Consider the following 18450-nt stretch of genomic DNA (forward strand, 5'->3'; position numbering starts at 1 on the left):
CTGACAGTTCTGCACTTGTCAACAGCCCTGTGGGAAACGAGTTTCACACAGGCATCAGCCGGCCGGATAGATGTTGACCATCCACTCGATGCCGTAGCGATCCATGCAGAGACCGAAGGTCGCTCCCCAGCTCTGGGGCTCCAGCGGCATGCCGATGTTGCCGCCGTCAGCGAGCTTCTCGAACCATCCAGTGAGCTGCTCGGCGTTGGTTCCGCCGAGGCAGATGTAGTTGCGGGTGCCGCCCCAGGTGGCCTCCGCGCCGGGCATCGCGTCCGACGCCATGAGCGTGAAGTCGCTTGTGACAAGGGCCGCGTGCATGACGCCGTCGGCAGGCATGTCGGTGACGCCGAAGGATGAGAAGGTGTCGACGGTGAGGTCGCCGCCGAAGATCGAGTGGTAGAACTCCATCGCCTCGCGGGTGTTGCCTGCGAAGTTGAGGTAGGGATTCATGGTGACGGGCATGGCTGCTCCTGACGGTCGCCTGGTGGGGACCGGGCAAGCCTAGGCACGGGACGGCCCGCACGGAACCCCGTGGGAGATATCCACGCCGCGTCCACAAGTTATCCACAGGGTTGTGCACACCTGGGATAATTACACCCATGTCGTTCCCGACGTGGGTACATCTCCGTGATACTTGAACCGACACCCATCGAGTCAGTGAGGAAGCATGACTGAGGAGTTCATCGTCGAGGCACGAACCGGCAGGGCGTTCGACGTCACGAGAGGACAGGTCGTCACCGTCACCGACACCGATGGTGGACAGGTGGCCGATTTCTATGCCGAGGTACAGGGCCACCCGGGTGAGTTCATCTCCCCTGGGGTGACCATCGACTGCAACGAGTCTCTGCGGCTGCGAGTGGGCGACACGATCTACTCCAATCGCTACCGGCCTCTCCTCCGGGTGCTCTCCGACGATGTGGGTGAGCATGACCTGCTGCATCCGTGTTGCAGGCCGGAGATGTACGAGTTCTTCTACTCCAACGGTGAAGGCCATCCGAGTTGCCTCGACAACATCAACGGGCACCTGTCCCAGCCGCAGCCCAGCATCACCCCGGTGAATCTGTTCATGTTCACCGAGATCACCACGGACGGCGGCATCAAGGTCAAGGCTCCGGTCTCCCGGCCCGGTGACTCGATCGTCCTGGAGGTGCTCGAGGATCTACGCCTCGTCATCGCGGCCTGCAGCGTCTCCGAGAGCGACTGCAACAGCGGTCGCTGTACTCCCATCACGGTCACGATCGGCGGTTGAGCCCTCGGAGCGTTCGGGGGCTGCGCCTGAGTCGGCGAGCGCTCAGCCCGCCCAGGCAGCGTAGAAGATGGCCAGCCCCGCGAGCACACACACCCCGCAGAGGATCCAGACCCGGATCACCATGGCCGCCTCACCCCAGATGGTCTCGAAGTGGTGGTGGATAGGGGTGAACGGGAAGATCCGCTTCCCCGTTCCGGTCAGCTTCCTGCTCAGCTTGAAGAAGGTGGTCTGGATGAGAACCGTCATCGTGTCCATCACGAACACCCCGCCGAGCACGATCAGGAGGAGTTCGGTGCGCGACATGATGGCGATGCCCGCGAGGAGGCCCCCAGCGCCAGGGAACCGACGTCGCCCATGATGATCCTGGCCGGCTGCACGTTCCACCAGAGGAACCCGATGCAGGCCGCGGCGACCGCCGCGCAGATGATGGCGAGGTCGAGCGGATCGCGGACCGGGTAGCAGTGCTCCGGAACCAGCGACGGCCTGGAGGAACCGCAACGTTGGTTGCTCTGCCACAGGTTGATCAGCGCGTAGCCGCCGAAGACCATGGCGGCGGTGCCGGGTAGGAGGCCATCGGCGCCGTCGATGATGTTGGTGGCGTTCGAGGTCGCGGTGATCATGAACCAGATGACCAGCAGGACGACGACCAGGGGCAGCCTGATCCAGACGTCCTCCGTCGTGGAGAGGTGCAGGGAAGCGGGCCGGACGCCGTCCGGATCCGCGAAGAACTGCGTCGCGAGCACCCCGAAGACCAGGGCGACGGCCGCCTGCCCCGCGATCTTCCTCCAGCCGCTCAACCCTCGGTTGTCCTGCGTCACGACCTTGATGTAGTCGTCGAGGAAGCCGACGGCACCGCAACCGACCAAGAGGAGGAGCGCCAGCCAACCGCTCGCGCTGGGCCCGTTGCCCGCCGCGAAGGTTGCCGTCAGGTAGGCGACGACTGAAGCGAGGATGACCACCAACCCACCCATCGTCGGCGTCCCGCGCTTGACCTGGTGTGATGCGGGGCCATCGACCCGGATCGGTTGGCCGAACCCGATCCTGGCGAACCAGGTGACAGCCCAGCGCGTACCCAACAGGGAGAGGATGACCCCCAATCCACTCGCGAGAATCAGAGCAATCATGCGGGGACCCTTCGTGTCGGCGACGCGGTGATCCGAGGTCCACCACCCGGGGTCATCGTTTCGTCTCCGGAGCGGCAGCGCAACCGCCGCCGACTCCGGCCCCTCCATCAGGGTCAGGCCACTCAGGGAGACGCGCTTGTCAGCGCCGCATCGCCTCAGAGTCGCGAGCGGAACTCCGCGTGCTGCTTCAGCACGGCCGCGGGGACCTTCGAGCCGATCCGTGCGAGGAAGACGTCGGTGTCGTCGGCCTCGGCGTTGACGGCGGCGGAGTCGATCGCGAACAGGGCCTCCCAGTCCTCGTCGCTCACCCCTGCCGCCGGGTAGTCGATCGAGCCGTCGACGGGAACGAGCCCGAACGGGGTCTCGGCCGCGTCGGCGCGTCCCTCGATGCGTTCGGTGATCCATGCCAGCGCGCGGGAGTTCTCCGAGAAGCCCGGCCACAGGAAGCGACCGTCCTCGCCGCGACGGAACCAGTTCACCTGGAAGATCTGCGGTGCGTCGGCTCCGAGCCGCTCGCCGACGTTGAGCCAGTCCTGCCAGTGGTCGGCCATGTGGATGCCGGAGAACGGCAGCATCGCGAACGGGTCGCGACGCAGCTCGCCGAGCGTGCCCTCGGCGGCGGCGGTCCGCTCGGAGGCCAGCGTGGCCCCCAGATAGACGCCGTGCTCCCAGTCCCTGGCCTGAGCCACGAGCGGCACGTTGGTGGCGCGGCGGCCACCGAAGATGATCGCGTCGATCGGCACGCCGGCCGGGTCGTCCCAGGTGTCGGCGATCGAGGGGCAGAGGTGCGCTGCGACGGTGAACCGCGAGTTGGGGTGCGCGGCCGGGGTCTCCGAGTCGGGGTCCAGTCGTTGCCGAGCCAGTCGGTCAGGTGGGCGGGCGCCTCGTCGGTCAGGCCCTCCCACCAGACGTCGCCGTCGTCGGTCAGCGCGACGTTGGTGAAGACGGTGTCCGCCTGGATCGCGGCGATCGCCGTCGGATTGGTGGAGTACCCCGTGCCGGGGGCCACGCCGAAGAAGCCGGCCTCGGGGTTGATCGCGCGCAGGCGGCCGTCCTCGCCCTGCGCAAGCCAGGCGATGTCGTCGCCGATGGTCTCGACCTTCCAACCGGGATGGACGGGCGCAGCATGGCGAAGTTGGTCTTGCCGCAGGCGCTGGGGAACCCGGCCGCCACATGGAAGGAGCGACCCTCAGGGTTCGTCGCCTTGAGCAGCAGCATGTGGGCGGCGAGCCAGCCCTCCTCACCGCCGATCTTCGAGGCGATCCGCAGGGCGAAGCCCTTCTTGGCCAGGATCGCGTTGCCGCCATACGCCGAGCCGTACGACCAGATCTCGCGGGTCTCCGGGTAGTGGACGATGTACTTGGTGTCGTTGCACGGCCACGCGACGTCGACGTCACCGGGCCGCAGCGGAGCCCCCACGGTGTGGACGGCGGGCACCCACTGCGTGTGCGGGCCGATCTGGGCGAGTGCGTCGGCCCCCATCCGGGTCATGATGCCGGTGCTGATCACGACGTAGGGGAGTCGGTCACCTGGACGCCGAGTCGGGCGAGCGGGCTGCCGACCGGGCCCATCGAGAACGGCACGACGTACATGGTGCGGCCGCGCATGCAGCCGAGGAACAGTCCGTTGAGGGTCTCGCGCATTTCGCCGGGGCGGTCCAGTTGTTGGTGGGGCCGGCGTCGTCCTCGTTCTCGGAGCAGATGAAGGTGCGCGACTCCACCCGGGCAACGTCGCTCGGGTTGGAGCGGGCCAGGTAGCTGTTCGGGCGCTTCTCCGGGTTCAGCCTGATCAGCGTGCCCGCTGCGACGGACTCGTCGAGCAGGCGCTGGCGCTCCTCGGGGATCCGTCGCACCAGACGATGCGGTCGGGCTGGGTGAGCTGGGCGATGGACTCCACCCATTCGACGACGCTGGAGTCGGCATTGCCGGGGAGGGGCGGACGATCGTGGCGGTGGCGGTCATGAGTTTCTCCAACCTGGTGGTGTGCGCTTCGTTGCGGGATGAGCTCTTGCATTCACCATAGGTAAGGAAGCCGGTCGGGCATGTGGTCCAAAGGGTGTGAAATATGGCAAGTCTTCACGTATCGTGAACTCCATGGCCGATCTATCCACGCTCGGACGTCGAATCCGGCATTTCCGCACCAGGGCTGGTCTCACCCTTGAAGAACTGGGGGAGATCACAGGAACCGCGCCCAGCCAGCTGTCCATGGTGGAGAACGGGCACCGCGAACCCCGCCTCTCGCTGCTCGAGGCGATCGCCTCGGCGGTGAAGGTCTCCGCTTCCGATCTCCTGGCGGCGGAGCCTCCGTCGCCCAGGGCCGCGCTGGAGATCGAGCTGGAGAAGGCCCAGGCCGCGCCCGCCTACAAGGAGTTGGGGCTGCCCAACCTGCGACCGAGTCGGGCCATGTCCGACCAGGTGCTGAAGACGATCGTCGGCCTGCACCGCGAGCTCGACCGCCGCGCCCGGATGGCGATCGCCACCCCGGAGCAGGCCCGGCGCGCCAACACTCAACGACGCAGCCACATGCGCGAGCGGAACAACTACCTTCCTGAGATCGAACTGATCGCAGAGCAGGTCACCAAGGCCGTGCGGCACACCTCCGGAGCGCTCACCCACCGCACCGTTGCGGAGATGGCCAGCCGGGTCGGGCTGACCATCGTCCACACCGACGGCCTTCCCCACTCGGCGCGCGCAGTGGTCGACCTCGAGCACGGCCGGATCTACATCCCGCCCGCGTCGATCCCCGGCGGCCACGGGCTGCGGTCCCTTGCCCTGCAGGCGGTGGCCAACCGCGTCCTCGAGCATGAGGCCCCCGTCGATTACGCCGACTTCCTCCGCCAACGCCTCGAGGCCAGCTACTTCGCCGCCGCGTGCCTGATGCCGCGCGCCGCCTCCGTGGACTTTCTCGAGCGGGCGAAGCGCGACCGCAACATCGCGATCGAGGACTTCCGTGACACGTTCGGCGTCACCCACGAGAGCGCGGCGCTCCGGTTCACCAACCTGGCCACGCAGCACCTCGGGATCACGCTCCACTACCTGCGGGTCGACGGCGACGGTTCCGTCGTCGGCGCCTACGAGAACGACGGCCTCCCGCTGCCGCAGGACGCCACGGGCTCGACCGAGGGTGAGGTGGTGTGCCGCCACTGGAGTGCCCGGAAGGCCTTCGCCCGGTCCACGCGCACCAGCGAGCACTACCAGTACACGGACACCCCGGCCGGCACCTTCTTCGAGTCGACGCAGACCGGCACCGGTGCCACGGCGGAGTTCTCGATCACCCTCGGCGTCCCCTACGCGGCGTCGAAGTGGTTCCGGGGGCGCGAGTCGCAGGACCGCGAGGTGTCGACCTGCCCCGACGTGCGCTGCTGCCGCAGGCCCGAGGACGGGCTGACCGAGCGGTGGAAGGGCAGGCGTGGGCCTCGCCCCGGGTCAGCACCCACCTGTTCGCGCCGCTGCCGCAGGGCACCTACCCCGGTGTGGACGACCGTGAACTCTACGAGTTCCTGGAAGACCACGCGCGCGACTGATCGCGCCTGAATCAGCCTGACGGGCTGGGCCGGCCCGTACGCTGGTGGGCGTGACCCCTGAGATCATCGCCGCCATCGTGGCTGGAGCCCTTGCCCTCGTCGGCCTCGCCGGCATCGTGTTCCCCGTACTCCCGGGCAGCATCACGGTGGGCGCCGGCGCGCTCGTCTGGGCAATCTGGGGTGCCTCGGGTTGGGGCTGGGTCGGCTTCGGCGTGATCGCTGTGCTCCTGATCATCGGTGCCACCAGCAGTTGGCTGCTCACGGGCCGGTCGCTGCAGAGGCACGAGGTGCCGAAGTGGCCGATCGTCTTCGGGCTGGCGCTCGGCGTGGTGGGCATGTTCGTGCTTCCCGGCTTCGGCCTGCCCATCGGATTCGCCGTCGGGCTGCTGGCCGCGGAGTGGTTCCGGGTGCGTGACCTGCGCAAGGCGCTGACCACGAGCTGGGCGACGATCAAGGCGCTCGGGCTCGGCATCCTGATCGAGCTCGGCTGCGCGATGGTGGCCGTCGGCGTCCTCGCCGTGAGCATCGCCACCGCCTGGTGAGCCAGGGCAGCCGACATGGCCGGTGGGCTACGGACGCGCAGATGAGCCACGAGCGGCTCCTGACGATCAGCACTTTCGGACGCGCGGTTGGCATTCCCGGAAGCGCGCTGCGGTACTACGCAGCTGAGGGGTGCTGATACCCGCCGATGTCGACCCAGCCAACGGGTACCGCTTCTACGACCCTGCCCAGATCGAGACCGGTGTTCTGATCGGCAAAATGCGGGCCGCCGGCGTCCCTCTGCCGCTGATGCGCGATCTGCTGCAGGCCCCAGCAGGTGACGCGCTGGCGCTGGTCGATGAGTTGATCAGCCACCACAGATCAGACTCCGAGAACCGTCAAGCGGAGCTGTCGGTCCTTCGAGATGCCATCGCTGGGGCCATTCAGCAACCTCAACCCGCCCACGCGGTATGCCGCGGAGCGGCCCTTGCATCTGTCATCGCGCAGGTCGGATCGGCGACAGTCGGCGCAGCGGACGAGGTTTCGGGGTGGTGTGGGAGCTGCACGACGGGCTGCTCGAGTTGAGCGCCACCGATCGCTACTGGCTGGCATTCAGAACCCTGCGCACGAGCAGTTCGGAAGGCACCGCCAGGGCGATGACGCAGCTTTCCGCGGCGAACAATATCGCCGTTCACTGCGCCAGACGTGGAGAGGTGAGGGTTGAGTTCACGGGGGATGGGCTCTGCCTATCGGAGGGCAAGGGCCGCGTTCTGGCGCGGGCCGACCGGATCGAACGTGGCGTGCCCGATCTCGGCAGGCTGCTCTCAACTCAGCCCTCGGCGGTCCGGACGGTTGGATTCCCGCAGGGCCCGCTGGCGGGCTTCCTGCGCTCCCAGACGGGCAGGGTGCATCTCATGCTGGACGATGACCGCGTCGCCATCGTTGGAGACGAGGGCGCACAATCGAGGGCTGGGCCTCCGAAGGTGGAGAACCAGGGCGGATCTGCGTCATGTTTCAGGCCGCTCTCCTCGCCGCCCCATCACGCTCTGTCATGGGGCTGAGGTGTTGCTCGAGGTGGTCGATGACCAGACGCCCGTGCGTGTGCTGTCGCCGCTGTCAGACGATCTCACCTGCCTCGTGATGCCCATGCGACCTTGACCTTCAGGTGGCTTCAACCCCCAACCTGACGGGCATGTCGATTCCTGAAAAGTGTCCTCCGCTTCCACGGCGGTTCCATGCGTGGTGGGCGGCTTCGACGCTGGCTGCGGCCGGTGACTCCATGTTGGCGTTCGCCCTGATCTGGACGGCGACGGGCCATGGACCGACCGCCGTGGCGCTGACGAGCACCCTCGCGGTCCTGCCCGGATCCTCTTGCTCCTGGTGGGCGGAGCGCTGGGGACAGGTTTGGTCCGCGCCGGTTTCTGATCATCGCCAACTCGCTCCAACTGGCCATCCTGGTGGTGTTGAGCGTCGTTTCGACTGCAGCACCGGGGTGGTCTTCCTCGGCGTGGCTGCCGGTGCCACCGGCGTAATCTCCGCCTTTCAGCAGCCCTCGGCGGTTGTGCTTCCCAGGCTGCTGATCAGCCACGAGCGTCAACTGCCGCGGGCCCTGGCACGGATCTCTGGCAGCCAACAGATCGCCAGGATCCTCGGCGTTGGGGTCGGCGGAGCGGCCGCCGCGTCCATGCCTCTCTTCCTCGTGACCGCGGCCAACGCTGCAGTGGTGGCCCTCGGGTTGGTGGTGCTGTTCATGATCCGCGTCCCGAGTGGGTCTCGGCAGGAACCGCGGGAGTCGCAACGCGCCGGGATCTGGGGGCCCTCGCGGCCGGGGTCAGGTCTGCCCGGGCGCTCGGCCTGCTGCCGCTGCTGGCAGCGGTCGCACTGGTCTGTGCGGCCGTTCTCCCCACCGTCGCAGTCGTCCTGCCGAGCCTGGCGCGCGCCAACGGCTGGAGTGCCGCTCAGGCCGGGCTGCTCGATATCGGTTGGGCTGTGGGCATGCTGGCTGTCACGCTGCTGGTCTCCTACTTCGGGACGCTGGCGAGGTGTCAGCGCGCGCTGGTTGGCGGCCCGGCCGTGGTCTGCCTGGCTTTGGCAGCGCTAGCCCTTCCGCTGCCCTTCCCGATGGCCGTTGCCCTGTTACTGCTGACTGGAGCAGGCACCGCGTTGTTCACCACCCACGTTGCGCCGATGGTGCTGCAGGCAGCTCCGGCAGGCCAGCTGGCCCGCTTCCAGTCGCTCCTGGCCATCGTGCAACTTGCGCCACCGGTACTGCTGAACAGCCCGCTCGCGGCGCTGTCGGGCTCAGGTAGAAGCTCCACCGCGTTTCTGTTCGCCGCGCTGCTGGCGGGAGGTGGCGTACTTGCAGCCATCCACGGACCGCGACACCGACGCGGGCGGGAACGCGCAGCAGAGCCTCCGGCAGAGCCGACGGCATCGCCCAACCAGTAACTCGTCAGGCCGCCGAGCGGCCGTTGGTGCCCGAGAATCGATGATGGCGTGAGTGTGGTTGGCTGAGGGCCATGGAAATCCGTCAGTGTGTCGGCGCCGACCTCGAACTCCTGAGCCAGGTTTGGCCGAGCCCAGGTGTCTGGGAGGGCACCTCAGGAGGCAGGTCTCCGGAGAGGCTGCCTTCCTGGTCGCCCGGGAAGGTGACGAGCCCGTCGGGGTGGGCATGCTCCAGTGGACAGGCTGCGTGGGCGAGCGGGCACGGGCCGCGCTCCCGGGCGCCGTAGAGGTCAACCATCTCCAGGTGCGGGAGACATGGCGCGGGCGCGACATCGGCAGCGCGCTGATCGCCGCCGCCGAGACCCTGGCCAGGAGGCGTGGCCTGGGGCGGATGGTGCTCGCGGTTGATGCAGATAACCCAGCCGCAAGGTCGCTCTACCTGCGACTGGGCTACCGACCGACCGGCACCGTCGACACGTGCACCTACACCTACCGGGATGACGCCGGCGTCGAGCGGACTGCGACGGAGAGTTCGGAGGCACTGGTCAAGGACCTGTGATCTCGAGCCCTGCGTCTGCTGGGTTGTCTGCCGAGCGGGCCTGCGGTGGTCGGGTTTCTGCACCGGGTTGGGGTGATTTCGACACGCTGGGCGACTCGTTCCTCGTCGCCGGGCGGCTCAATCGACTGCTGTGGTCGGGCTCCCTGATGTACCGCTGGCTTGTCTGCCGAGCGGGCCTGCGGTGGTCGGGTTTCTGCACCGGGTTGGGGGTGATTTCGACACGCTGGGCGACTCGTTCCTCGTCGCCGGGCGGCTCAATCGACTGCTGTGGTCGGGCTCCCTGATGTACCGCTGGCTTGTCTGCCGAGCACGCTCGCGGTGGTCGGGTTTCTGCACCATGTCGGGGGTGATTTCGACACGCTGGGCGACTCGTTCCTCGTCGCCGGGCGGCTCAATCGACTGCTGTGGTCGGGCTCTGCGTCTGCTGGCTTGCCTGCCGCGGCGGCGACACTGGAGGCTCAGTCGACTGCTGTGGTCGGGCTCCCTTGTGTATGGCTGGCTGGCTTGCCGCGGCGGTGATTCTGGGCTCGGTCGATTGCTGTGGTTGTGGTGGGTCTCGGCTGGGGCGATTGCGGCGGGTGGGGCGTTGGGGACCCTGGGGAGGTAGTCGGTTGAGCCGGGCTGCGGCGACGGAGGAGCCCGCTGGCCGTGTCGAAACCACTCCCGTCGACATCCGGGGACTCAGTCCCGACACTGTCGTCCGCGGTGGTCGGGTTTCTGCACCGGGTTGGGGTGATTTTGACACGCTGGGCGACTCGTTCCTCGTCGCTGGGCGGCTCAATCGACTGCTGTGGTCGAGTTCCTTATGCACCGCTGGCTTGTCTGCCGCGCGGGCCTGCGGTGGTCGGGTTTCTGCACCGGGTTGGGGTGATTTCGACACGCTGGGCGACTCGTTCCTCGTCGCCGGGCGGCTCAATCGACTGCTGTGCCCAGCGACCCGCCCGACGGATAGCGGCATCGATCTACTTCAGCCAGTGGCAGAACCGGTTCCCGCGAGCGTGCGGCGTCGGGCACGCAGGGCGGCGTCGATGACCAGGAGGCGGTGGGTGCGGCTGTGGCGGGGCAGGACGGCAAGTAGAAGCACCAGCACCACTGCGACTGCGCCCACGACTATCAGAGCCGGGACGAGGCTCTCCGCTGCTGCGCGGGTGAGGTCGAAGACGACGGCCAGCACCACGACGTCGACGATGACAGCCAGCGCCGAACTGATCAGGAAACCGGGACGATGATCGCCTGCTGCGGGTTTCCTGGCATCACCGGAACGAAGACGGTTCCGGAACCAACCCACAAGGGGTGCCGGTTCCAGCCCCCACCCCTTGCCCCGTCCATCTTGGCCCGGCGGATGCGGGTGCGGATGGTGCCGGTCGAGCGCCAGATCAGGTAGGGCGCCACGATGATGCTGATCACCGCCGAGTCCAGCGTCAGGGTGCCGAAGCTGAGACTGTCGCCCGCCAGCCAGAGAACCAGCGGAGGGAGGGCGACCAGGGCGAGGATGAACCACCGCTCCCGACGGCGGGCGCGCGCCAGGTCTGCCTCCAGGTGGTCGCGGTCGGTGGTTTCCGTTACCCGAGGGACTGCAGGAGCCGGGTGAGCCCACGGTGGGAGCGATGCGACCGCAGCGCGTGCATCGCCGCCCTCCCGAAGGTGGCCTCGCGGATCGAGGCCAGTGACGCGAACACCATGGCCAGCAGGAACACCAGGATGCTGAACAGCGGGTTCTTCAGGGCAGCCGGCAGCATCCACCAGCAGGCTCCGCCCCGGCGGTGGCCAGCATGAGGATGAGGTTCTCCCTGACGTCCTGGATGGCGAGCACCTCGTGGTCGGAAGCGGTGAGCGAGTCCTCGTCGGTGGATGCCCTCTCCTCGAGGTCGCGGGAACCCAACGGGGCCAGGTAGAGGGCAGCAGCAGCCCGACGATGATCCCGAGGACCGGCAGCGCGAGCGCGCCGGCGCTCTCCGCCCAGCGGTCGGCTGTCTGGACGAGTGCCCCCAGGAGAGGTGGCCGTCGGGCCAGACCGAGCCCAACAGGAAACTGGCGACCACGACCAGCAGCGACGCCAGCATGTTCAGGGCCACGGCCTTGGCGTAGCGCGAGATCAGTTCTGGCGCCTCGTCGAATGCGTCGTGAATGACGCCCGGCTCACGCATCTGAGTCATGGCCATGAGTCTGGCAGGGAAATCTCCCGGTTTCTCTGCGGGGAGCATCCATCGTCGTTCCAGGACGCCATCGGCTCAGTCGGTGATCGAGCCCCGAGCTAACCCCGCACGGCCGCCAGGTCGCGCAGAGCGGTGGTCCCGGTGGGTTCCTCGACGAGGAGCGGGATGGTTGCCAGGCGACGCGCAAGGCCTCTCGCCGTCTCGATGTGTGGCGCCTCGCTCGCCGCCCGCGCCGCCAGCAGGGGTGCTTGGTCCCCGTACGGGTGATGGACTGGTTGATGATCCATCCCCAGGGGGTGATGCCCGCCCGCTGGAGGTCGGCGTCCAGATCGGCCGCCTCCTGCACCGGTGTGGCGTCGGGCAGCGCGACGATGAGGATGCGGGTCAGTTCCGGATCCTGGAGCCGCATGAGGGAGTGACGATTCCCGCGCCGGAGCCCATGCCGCGGACGATCTCGCGGTGGTAGGAGCCGGTGGCGTCCATCAGCAGCAGCGTGTGGCCGGTCGGTGCGGTGTCGATCACGACGAACTCTCTCCTGGCCCTGGAGACGAGGTGCGAGAACTCGCCGAAGACGGCGACCTCCTCGGTGCAGGGGGAGCGGAGATCCTCGAGGAGCTGCGCCTTCCCGTCCTCGTCGAGCCGCGCACCCTTCGTCGCCAACACCCGGTCGCGGTACGCCTGGGTGGCCGCCTCCGGATCGATGCGTGACACCGTCAGGTTCGCCGCCGTGCCTCCGTCGAGCGCCTGGTCGAGGTGTCCCGCCGGATCGGTGGTGGAAAGGTGGACCCGCTTGCCTCGGGCCGCAAGCTCCAGCGCGATCGCGGCCGCCGTGGTGGTCTTGCCCACGCCTCCCTTGCCCATGCACATGATCAGGCCGTGGTCCTGCCCGGCCAGCTCGTCGATAAGGTCTCCCAGGGCCCAGCCGTCGGCGGCACCCGAGGGCGGGGAGGCCGGCGCCAAGGGAACATCGCCGCCGTCGAGGAGCGCGCGGACGGCGTCGACTCCGACGACGCTGGTGGCACGCAGCGGCACCCGCGAGATCGCGAGTCGGCCCAGTTCCTCCGGCAGGTCTGCCAGTGCCTTCTGCTCGCGCGTGATGACGGCGTGGGCCAGCGGGTCTCCGCCCGCGGCCCCGTCGAGCACGCCGTTGATGACCAGGTGCTGCTGCGTGATCCCGAGCGCGGCGAGTTCCCGGGAGGTGCGGGCAGCCTCGTCGAGGGTGGATTTCTGCGCCCGGGCCACGAGAACGAGCCGCGTCATGGACGGGTCGCTGAGCTTGGCGAGGGCCTCGGCGTACTGGCTCCGGGTCTTGTCCAGGCCGGACATCGGGCCGAGGCAGGACGCATCGCCCTTGCCCTCATTCAGGAAGGTGGTCCACTCGCCCGGCAGCTGCAGCAGGCGGATCGTGTGGCCGGTCGGCGCGGTGTCGAAGATGACGTGGTCGTACCCGGCGGTTGAGAGGTCGTCGGCGAGGAGATCGGTGAACTCGTTGAACGATGCGATCTCCGTGGTGCAGGAGCCGGACAGCTGCTCGGTGATGCTGATCAGCTCGGCCTCGGGCAGTAGGCCACGCACCGGGCCGATGATCTTCTCTCGGTAGGCCTCGGCGGCCGCCTCGGGATCGATCTCGATGGCGGAGAGCCCGGGGACGGAGGCGATCGGCGTCACGTGGTTGCCGATCCTCTGGTCGAACACCTGAGCCACATTGGACGCGGGATCGGTCGAGACGAGCAGAACCCGGCCGCCGGAATCGGCGATGCGGGTGGCGGTCGCGCAGGCCAGCGACGTCTTTCCCACCCCTCCCTTTCCAGTGAAGAACGCGAAACGGGGAGGTCGGTCAGGAAGGAATACGTCATGGCTCAGCAGCACCCCGTCGACTGCGCAGTTGACGAGCAGCATCCCTGGGTGGAGGCGCTCAGGCCCAGGTCGTCGCCCAGCCCGGCGAGCCTGCGCAGCTCCGTGCGGTCGGGGTAGCGGCCCGTCGCGACCGTCACGTCGTCGACCAACACGAGGGGAGCCCCGCCGATCCCGCGACGCGCAGGAAGTCGGCCACCACCTTGTTGGATGCGAAGGCGCCGGGATCGTTGGCGAGGTTGGCCCGCTCGATGTCGACGCCCTGCCGCCGGAGGTGGTCGAGGTCGGCGGTGAACGAGACCAGGGCTTCATCCACGTCGGTGCCGCAGACCCCGGTGTTGCAGCACAGGGCGGGCTCGAACACGCGGATGCGCGGGCCAGCCGTCAGCTCCGTGTGCAGGGCCTCGACACGCGCCGCGATGTCGGCTACGACGAGCCGCATGCGATCCATCCCGTCGATGCCGCGCAGCGACGGTTCGTCGGTCACCCATGTCTCGATCCGGCCGCGCATACCAGGTACCGGCTCGACCACGGCCTCCTCGCCCAACACGACGATGCGGTCGACCTGAGCGACCTCGACGGGGTCGAGCGGGCGCGGCTCCTGGCCGCCATGGAGGCACCGAGATCGGCGACCGCGGCGACGGCCTCCTCGTTCAGGGTGGCCCCGGGACGGGTGCCGGCGGAGGAGACGTCAACCCCACCGAGCTTCCGCATCAGGGCGGCCGCGATCTGCGACTTCCCGCCGTTCTTCACGCAGACGAACAGCACCGACGGACGAGCACCCATCACGACCTCCATGTATCGAGAAACATCAATACGAGTATCAAAGCGTCCATATCGAAGAATGTCAATATGGGATACGATGGGTCGATGACCACCCTGGCTGAGGCGCGCGACGAGAGCATCCATTGCTGCCCGACAACGGCGGTACCCTGCTCGACGGCGACGCGGCGGCCGCCCTCGCCGGTGTCTTCAAGGCCCTGGCCGACCCGACCAGGGTGCGGCTCCTGCGCTACCTCGCAGACTCCGCCACCGGCACGGTGTGCGCCTGTCATCTGCCGGACGCGCTCGGCATCACCCAGCCCACGCTGTCGTTCCACATGCGCAAACTCCACGACGCCGGCCTCGTCGAGCGGGAGCAGCGCGGCCGCTGGGCACACTGGTCGATCAATGCCGAAGCCCTTGTCCCCATCCGTTCCTTCCTGAACCTGGACGGCCCCGCCCGGGCAGCGCCTGCTGCTGAGCCGGCCTACCTCCGGCCGAGCGTGAGGCGCACGTCCTGCCACACCGCATCCTCCGACCGCTCCGCCCGAGCAGGTGGGCCGCGGCCGACGTCACCCTCTCGACCTCCTCCTCCGGCATCGAGTCCCAGGCGGCCCGCTGACCAACCGAACGGGTGAACCGGACCCAGTCCTCGACCCTCCGGAACCGCACCTGCACGCGGAAGGTCTGCGTCACCGCATCCCTGGCGCCGGCGGCGGCCAGGGTGGCCTCCATGCCCGCGTCCGAAGCGAACGGGCTGTCAGGCCCGGCGGTGCGCGGATCCTGGGGCGGCATCCAGGGGCGCAGCAACCCGTCGAGCCTCTGCCACAGGTCGCTCTGGGCCCCGAAGGTGGTGACGCCGATGCGGCCGCCCGGGCGGAGGAGGCCCACCCAGCGGCCCAGCGCACCCGGCGGATCGGGTAGGAAGAACAGCACCAACGAGGAGGCGACCACGTCGAAGGAGCCGGGCGGGAGGGCCGGGCCGACGCGTCGCCCACCTCGACGCGGGCAACGGTGCCGGTCAACGCCTCGCGGGCGAGCCGCACCATCGCAGGGCTGATGTCGAGGGCCGTGACGCTGCCCCGGGGTGACGGCGTCGGCGAGGAGGGATGTGACCTCACCGCGCCCGCATCCCAGATCGGCAGCAGCCTCGCCCGGGAGTGGCCGGAGCGCGTCGACGAGGTGGCGCGCGATCGGACCGAAGAACGGGAAGCCCGCGTTGTCGTACTGGTCCGCGATGCGGTCGAAGAGCGCGGCGACCGCGGCCGTGCGCGAAGAGAAGTCCATGAGCAAGCCTCCATCCACCGTTTCCGGATCAACCAAGGCCCGGAGCGACCCCGTGCTCGCGACGGGCCATCGTCAGATGGACGACACCGCTGGGGAGGGCGCCGTCTCCATCACGAAGCGCTCATCCAGCCCTTCGAGCCCGTCCCACAACCTCTCGCCACGGCCGAGGATGATCGGCACGACGACGATGTGGAGTTCGTCGATGAGGTCGGCGAGCAGGAACTCGCGGATCGTGCTGGTGCCGCCCCCGATGCGCACGTCGCTCCCGCCCGCCAGCGCATGGGCCTTCGCCAGCGCCGCCGCCGGCTCCGCGTCGACGAAGTAGAACGTGGTGCCACCCTCCATCTCCACCGGGGCCGCACGTGGTGGGTGAGCACGATCACCGGCGTGTGGAACGGCGGGTTCTCACCCCACCAGCCCCTCCACTCGTGATCGACCCACGGCCCCCGTTGAGGACCGAACTTGTTGCGGCCCATGATCTCGACCCCGATGCCCCGCGCCCACTGACCCGCGAACGCGTCGTCCACGCCGACCGTTCCCGGCCCGTTCCCGTGGAACCCCATCAGTTGGAAGGTGCGGGTCGGCAACGCCCAGTCGAGCAGCCGGTGCCCGGCGTGACCGAACGGCTCCTCCAACGTCTGCCCCTCACCCACCCGAAGCCGTCGAGTGAGATGGAGAAGTTGTGGACCCGTACCCGTGAACCGCCTGCCATCTTCGGACTCCCTTCCCGGTGCTGGGGCCAGCCAAACACCGGGTCGCGCCGAGTCGGTCGGATCGGCAGAACCGACCGACTCGGCGCGCCGATGTACGCCGACACGCCGGTGGCCGCGCGCCCGGGTGGCGCGTCCGAGGGCCGGTTTCGGGAAGCCCTTGCATCTGTTCCTCGTGCTGGGTAACGATCCCCCTGTGTCGCCAACTTGGGGCGGCTCATCCGATGTCCGGACGCCTTGGAAGGGTCCGCCCGGTGTGAGTTGTTGGCTCGGCGAGGAAGCCGGGCCGGAATGGAGTCACACATGCGTAGTCGTCGTGCGTGGATCGCGGTAGTGGCCGCGGTCGCACTTGCACTCTCAGTCGTGACACCGGCCGCGGCCGGCGGTTCGCGACCCCGAAGATCAAGGAATGGTCAACCGAACTCGTGGCGCCCTTCAGCCTCGCGGTTGACGGATCCCGCGTGCTCATCGCCGATGGTGGCACCGGCGTCATCGGTCAGCTGAAGTCGGATGGCAGCATCAAGCCGCTCGTCAAGGACGTTCCGGGCCTCGCGGGCCTCGCCACCCGAGGTTCCTGGATGGCCTACGGATCCTCCGATGCGGACGGCGCGTCCGAGCCCCCGTCATCACCGCGAGCGGCCTGAACATCCGCAAGCCGAATGGCAGGACGCTCTACGCGGACACGCATGCCTACGAGTGGGCCAACAACCCCGACGGCATCTACACCTACGGCATCACTGACCCCGCCACCTGCGCCGAGCCGATGAGCTACACGGGGCTCCTGGATTCCCATGTCTACGCGGTGGCCCCTGGCGAGGTGAGTGGCTGGTCGCCGACGCTGGCGCCAATGCCATCTTCAAGATCTCCGACAAGGGCAGGATCAGCACCCTTGCGGTGCTTCCTCCGGTGCTCGTCACGGTGACAGCAGAGATGGTCGCGATGGTCGGGGCTCCTGAGTGCTACATCGGCGACACCTACTGGGTTGAGGCCGTACCCACCGGCGTCACGATCGGACGGGCGGCGAGATCTACGTCAGCACGCTCCCCGGCTTCCCGGGAGAGTCGGCGTCCAAGGGTGCGATCTGGAAGATCAATCCGAGGACGGGCAAGGCCACGCAGATCGTATCCGGCCTCTCCGCGCCGACCAGCATCGCTGCCTCCGGATCGGGCATCTACGCCGCAGAACTCTTCGGAGGAAAGGTCTCGGTGACCAGGCGCGGCACCACGACCACGTTCATCGATCTCCCGAATGCGCTCAGCGTCGCGGCCGCACCAAACGGCACGATCTGGGCGGCAACCATGGCCAGCGAGACCGGTCCGGGCAAGATCGTGAGCGTCTCCAATCACAAGGTGAGGGTGCGCGGCCACCACGGCTACCACCGCTGACAGCTCCCCCTTCCGGGCCCCGCCAAACCCCTGCCGGCGGGGCCCACCCTTGCCTTCACGCTTCCTCGTGGACGCCCTCGATCTCGCGGTAGGCCCGGATGGCCATCGGGATGGTGGTGAAGATGCGGTCTTCGCCCACGGCGTCGACGAACCCCGCGGCCTTCAGTTCCTCGTAGATCTCGAGCCTGACGCGTGCAAGCGCGAACTCGATGCCCCGTGCCTCGAGTTCCTTGCGCAGCAGTTCCAGCGTGTCGACCGACGTCAGATCGACCTGCACGTTCGCCTCAGCGTTCAGCAGGAACCACCGCACCGGCATCTCCGACGCGTCGATGGCGGCGTTGGCCCGCTCCAGGAAGTTCTCGGCGTTGGCGAAGAACAGCGGCGAGTCGTAGCGGTACACCACGAGGCCCGGAATCTGTCTGGCGTCGGGGTAGTCCTCGACGTCGTGCATGCCGGCCATCCCTGGCACGTAGCCGAGGATCCCGTCGTTGGGCGAGGCCAGCCTGCGTAGCAGGTCGAGCAGCGACAGCGTGATCGCGATCCCGATGCCGGCCAGCACACCCAGCGCGATGACCCCGGCGGCCGTGACGAGCGACAACACCAGCTCGCTGCGCCGGAACCGGGCGATCCGCCGGATCTCGGGAATGTCGATCAGCCGGGTTGCTGCGTAGCTCACCAGCGCACCCAGCGCTGCGGCCGGGAACGTCGAGAGCACCGGGCCAGCGAACAGAAGAGTCGCGACGGTCAGCGCGATCACCACGACTGTGTGCAGCTGCGAGCGCGATCCCATCGCGTCCCCGATCACGGTCCGCGATCCGCTCGACGACACGGGGAACCCTGGAACAGGCCGGAGGCCACGTTGGCTGCCCCAGTGCCAGGAGTTCCTGCGAAGCATCGATCCGCTCCCGCCTCTTGG

At 68.3% G+C, this 18450-nt stretch carries 22 protein-coding genes and 4 pseudogenes; 9 read left to right on the top strand and 17 right to left on the bottom strand.

Annotated features, from left to right (window positions below; translation table 11 throughout):
• Window positions 1–54 precede the first annotated feature (54 nt).
• Entirely contained in the window at window positions 55–462 is a 408-nt protein-coding gene (locus tag G7085_RS12770) for a VOC family protein (protein ID WP_197511241.1), read from the bottom strand.
• Between the two features lie 205 nt (window positions 463–667).
• On the opposite strand from G7085_RS12770, the gene G7085_RS12775 reads away from it, so the two are divergent.
• The gene (locus G7085_RS12775; RefSeq protein WP_197511242.1) at window positions 668–1249 is read left to right on the top strand and encodes a DUF1989 domain-containing protein; all 582 of its coding nucleotides are present in this window, start codon (window positions 668–670) and stop codon (window positions 1247–1249) included.
• Window positions 1250–1291: 42 nt separating this feature from the next.
• Here the strand turns inward: G7085_RS12775 and G7085_RS32650 are convergent, their stop codons facing one another.
• The 4 genes and pseudogenes from G7085_RS32650 to G7085_RS34960 all read right to left on the bottom strand — a co-directional run bounded on the left by G7085_RS32650 (window position 1292) and on the right by G7085_RS34960 (window position 4273).
• Window positions 1292–1552, bottom strand: a complete 261-nt coding sequence (locus G7085_RS32650) for an MraY family glycosyltransferase (RefSeq protein ID WP_331715648.1) — start codon at window positions 1550–1552, stop codon at window positions 1292–1294.
• Window positions 1528–2208 (bottom strand): MraY family glycosyltransferase, encoded by a 681-nt coding sequence (locus G7085_RS32655; protein WP_331715987.1) that lies wholly within the window; start codon window positions 2206–2208, stop codon window positions 1528–1530. The genes G7085_RS32650 and G7085_RS32655 overlap by 25 nt, the downstream gene beginning before the upstream one ends.
• A 9-nt stretch (window positions 2209–2217) precedes the next feature.
• Window positions 2218–2481 (bottom strand): annotated as a pseudogene (locus G7085_RS34955) (hypothetical protein); the annotation flags it as partial.
• 47 nt (window positions 2482–2528) lie between these two features.
• A pseudogene (locus tag G7085_RS34960) lies at window positions 2529–4273 on the bottom strand (phosphoenolpyruvate carboxykinase (GTP)).
• 193 nt (window positions 4274–4466) lie between these two features.
• On the opposite strand from G7085_RS34960, the gene G7085_RS12790 reads away from it, so the two are divergent.
• Complete coding sequence (locus tag G7085_RS12790) at window positions 4467–5906, top strand: XRE family transcriptional regulator (RefSeq protein WP_197511243.1); 1440 nt, start codon at window positions 4467–4469, stop codon at window positions 5904–5906.
• 40 nt (window positions 5907–5946) lie between these two features.
• Window positions 5947–6438 (top strand): DUF456 domain-containing protein, encoded by a 492-nt coding sequence (locus tag G7085_RS12795; protein WP_197511244.1) that lies wholly within the window; start codon window positions 5947–5949, stop codon window positions 6436–6438.
• A gap of 115 nt (window positions 6439–6553) precedes the next feature.
• On the opposite strand, the gene G7085_RS12800 is transcribed toward G7085_RS12795, so the two are convergent.
• A complete protein-coding gene (locus G7085_RS12800; RefSeq protein ID WP_197511245.1) occupies window positions 6554–6751 on the bottom strand; it encodes a hypothetical protein in 198 nt (65 codons plus the stop codon).
• A 176-nt stretch (window positions 6752–6927) separates the two neighbouring features.
• Between G7085_RS12800 and G7085_RS12805 the strand changes: the two genes are divergently transcribed.
• The 3 genes from G7085_RS12805 to G7085_RS12815 all read left to right on the top strand — a co-directional run bounded on the left by G7085_RS12805 (window position 6928) and on the right by G7085_RS12815 (window position 9380).
• A complete protein-coding gene (locus G7085_RS12805; protein WP_197511246.1) occupies window positions 6928–7437 on the top strand; it encodes a hypothetical protein in 510 nt (169 codons plus the stop codon).
• A 934-nt stretch (window positions 7438–8371) separates the two neighbouring features.
• Window positions 8372–8824 carry a hypothetical protein gene (locus tag G7085_RS12810; RefSeq protein WP_197511247.1) on the top strand — a complete coding sequence of 151 codons (453 nt, stop codon included), beginning with the start codon at window positions 8372–8374 and terminating at the stop codon, window positions 8822–8824.
• Between the two features lie 85 nt (window positions 8825–8909).
• Window positions 8910–9380 carry a GNAT family N-acetyltransferase gene (locus G7085_RS12815; RefSeq protein ID WP_331715988.1) on the top strand — a complete coding sequence of 157 codons (471 nt, stop codon included), beginning with the start codon at window positions 8910–8912 and terminating at the stop codon, window positions 9378–9380.
• Window positions 9381–10347: 967 nt separating this feature from the next.
• On the opposite strand, the gene G7085_RS12820 is transcribed toward G7085_RS12815, so the two are convergent.
• The 8 genes and pseudogenes from G7085_RS12820 to G7085_RS12855 form a co-directional block, all read right to left on the bottom strand.
• Window positions 10348–10554, bottom strand: coding sequence for a hypothetical protein (locus G7085_RS12820; protein ID WP_197511249.1), 207 nt, complete (start codon window positions 10552–10554; stop codon window positions 10348–10350).
• A 35-nt stretch (window positions 10555–10589) separates the two neighbouring features.
• Window positions 10590–10787 (bottom strand): hypothetical protein, encoded by a 198-nt coding sequence (locus tag G7085_RS12825; protein ID WP_197511250.1) that lies wholly within the window; start codon window positions 10785–10787, stop codon window positions 10590–10592.
• Window positions 10788–10942: 155 nt separating this feature from the next.
• The gene (locus G7085_RS12830; RefSeq protein WP_197511251.1) at window positions 10943–11119 is read right to left on the bottom strand and encodes a hypothetical protein; all 177 of its coding nucleotides are present in this window, start codon (window positions 11117–11119) and stop codon (window positions 10943–10945) included.
• On the bottom strand, window positions 11101–11262 hold the full coding sequence (locus G7085_RS12835; protein ID WP_197511252.1) for a hypothetical protein: 162 nt from the start codon (window positions 11260–11262) through the stop codon (window positions 11101–11103). The genes G7085_RS12830 and G7085_RS12835 overlap by 19 nt, the downstream gene beginning before the upstream one ends.
• Window positions 11263–11920: 658 nt before the next feature.
• Window positions 11921–13435: an arsenical pump-driving ATPase gene (gene arsA / locus G7085_RS12840; RefSeq protein ID WP_331715650.1), complete on the bottom strand. Its 1515-nt coding sequence runs from the start codon at window positions 13433–13435 to the stop codon at window positions 11921–11923.
• Window positions 13396–13901: pseudogene (gene arsD / locus G7085_RS12845) on the bottom strand (arsenite efflux transporter metallochaperone ArsD). The gene arsA and the pseudogene arsD overlap by 40 nt, the downstream one beginning before the upstream one ends.
• Window positions 13874–14188: an arsenate-mycothiol transferase ArsC gene (locus G7085_RS12850; protein WP_197511253.1), complete on the bottom strand. Its 315-nt coding sequence runs from the start codon at window positions 14186–14188 to the stop codon at window positions 13874–13876. The pseudogene arsD and the gene G7085_RS12850 overlap by 28 nt, the downstream one beginning before the upstream one ends.
• On the bottom strand, window positions 14176–14505 hold the full coding sequence (locus G7085_RS12855) for a hypothetical protein (RefSeq protein WP_197513076.1): 330 nt from the start codon (window positions 14503–14505) through the stop codon (window positions 14176–14178). The genes G7085_RS12850 and G7085_RS12855 overlap by 13 nt, the downstream gene beginning before the upstream one ends.
• Between G7085_RS12855 and G7085_RS34965 the strand changes: the two genes are divergently transcribed.
• A complete protein-coding gene (locus tag G7085_RS34965; protein WP_408647211.1) occupies window positions 14389–14790 on the top strand; it encodes an ArsR/SmtB family transcription factor in 402 nt (133 codons plus the stop codon). The genes G7085_RS12855 and G7085_RS34965 overlap by 117 nt on opposite strands.
• A gap of 235 nt (window positions 14791–15025) precedes the next feature.
• On the opposite strand, the pseudogene G7085_RS34970 reads toward G7085_RS34965, so the two are convergent.
• Together G7085_RS34970 and G7085_RS26025 are read right to left on the bottom strand one after the other, a co-directional pair.
• Window positions 15026–15439 (bottom strand): annotated as a pseudogene (locus tag G7085_RS34970) (class I SAM-dependent methyltransferase); the annotation flags it as partial.
• A gap of 72 nt (window positions 15440–15511) precedes the next feature.
• The gene (locus tag G7085_RS26025) at window positions 15512–15784 is read right to left on the bottom strand and encodes a dihydrofolate reductase family protein (protein ID WP_231979482.1); all 273 of its coding nucleotides are present in this window, start codon (window positions 15782–15784) and stop codon (window positions 15512–15514) included.
• A 790-nt stretch (window positions 15785–16574) separates the two neighbouring features.
• Between G7085_RS26025 and G7085_RS12870 the strand changes: the two genes are divergently transcribed.
• The gene (locus tag G7085_RS12870) at window positions 16575–16793 is read left to right on the top strand and encodes a hypothetical protein (protein ID WP_197511255.1); all 219 of its coding nucleotides are present in this window, start codon (window positions 16575–16577) and stop codon (window positions 16791–16793) included.
• Between the two features lie 561 nt (window positions 16794–17354).
• Complete coding sequence (locus G7085_RS12875; RefSeq protein WP_197511256.1) at window positions 17355–17534, top strand: hypothetical protein; 180 nt, start codon at window positions 17355–17357, stop codon at window positions 17532–17534.
• A 55-nt stretch (window positions 17535–17589) separates the two neighbouring features.
• Here the strand turns inward: G7085_RS12875 and G7085_RS26030 are convergent, their stop codons facing one another.
• Window positions 17590–18429, bottom strand: a complete 840-nt coding sequence (locus tag G7085_RS26030; protein ID WP_331715989.1) for an STAS domain-containing protein — start codon at window positions 18427–18429, stop codon at window positions 17590–17592.
• Window positions 18430–18450 lie beyond the last annotated feature (21 nt).

The organism is Tessaracoccus coleopterorum (assembly GCF_011174705.1).
Lineage (GTDB): Bacteria > Actinomycetota > Actinomycetes > Propionibacteriales > Propionibacteriaceae > Arachnia > Arachnia coleopterorum.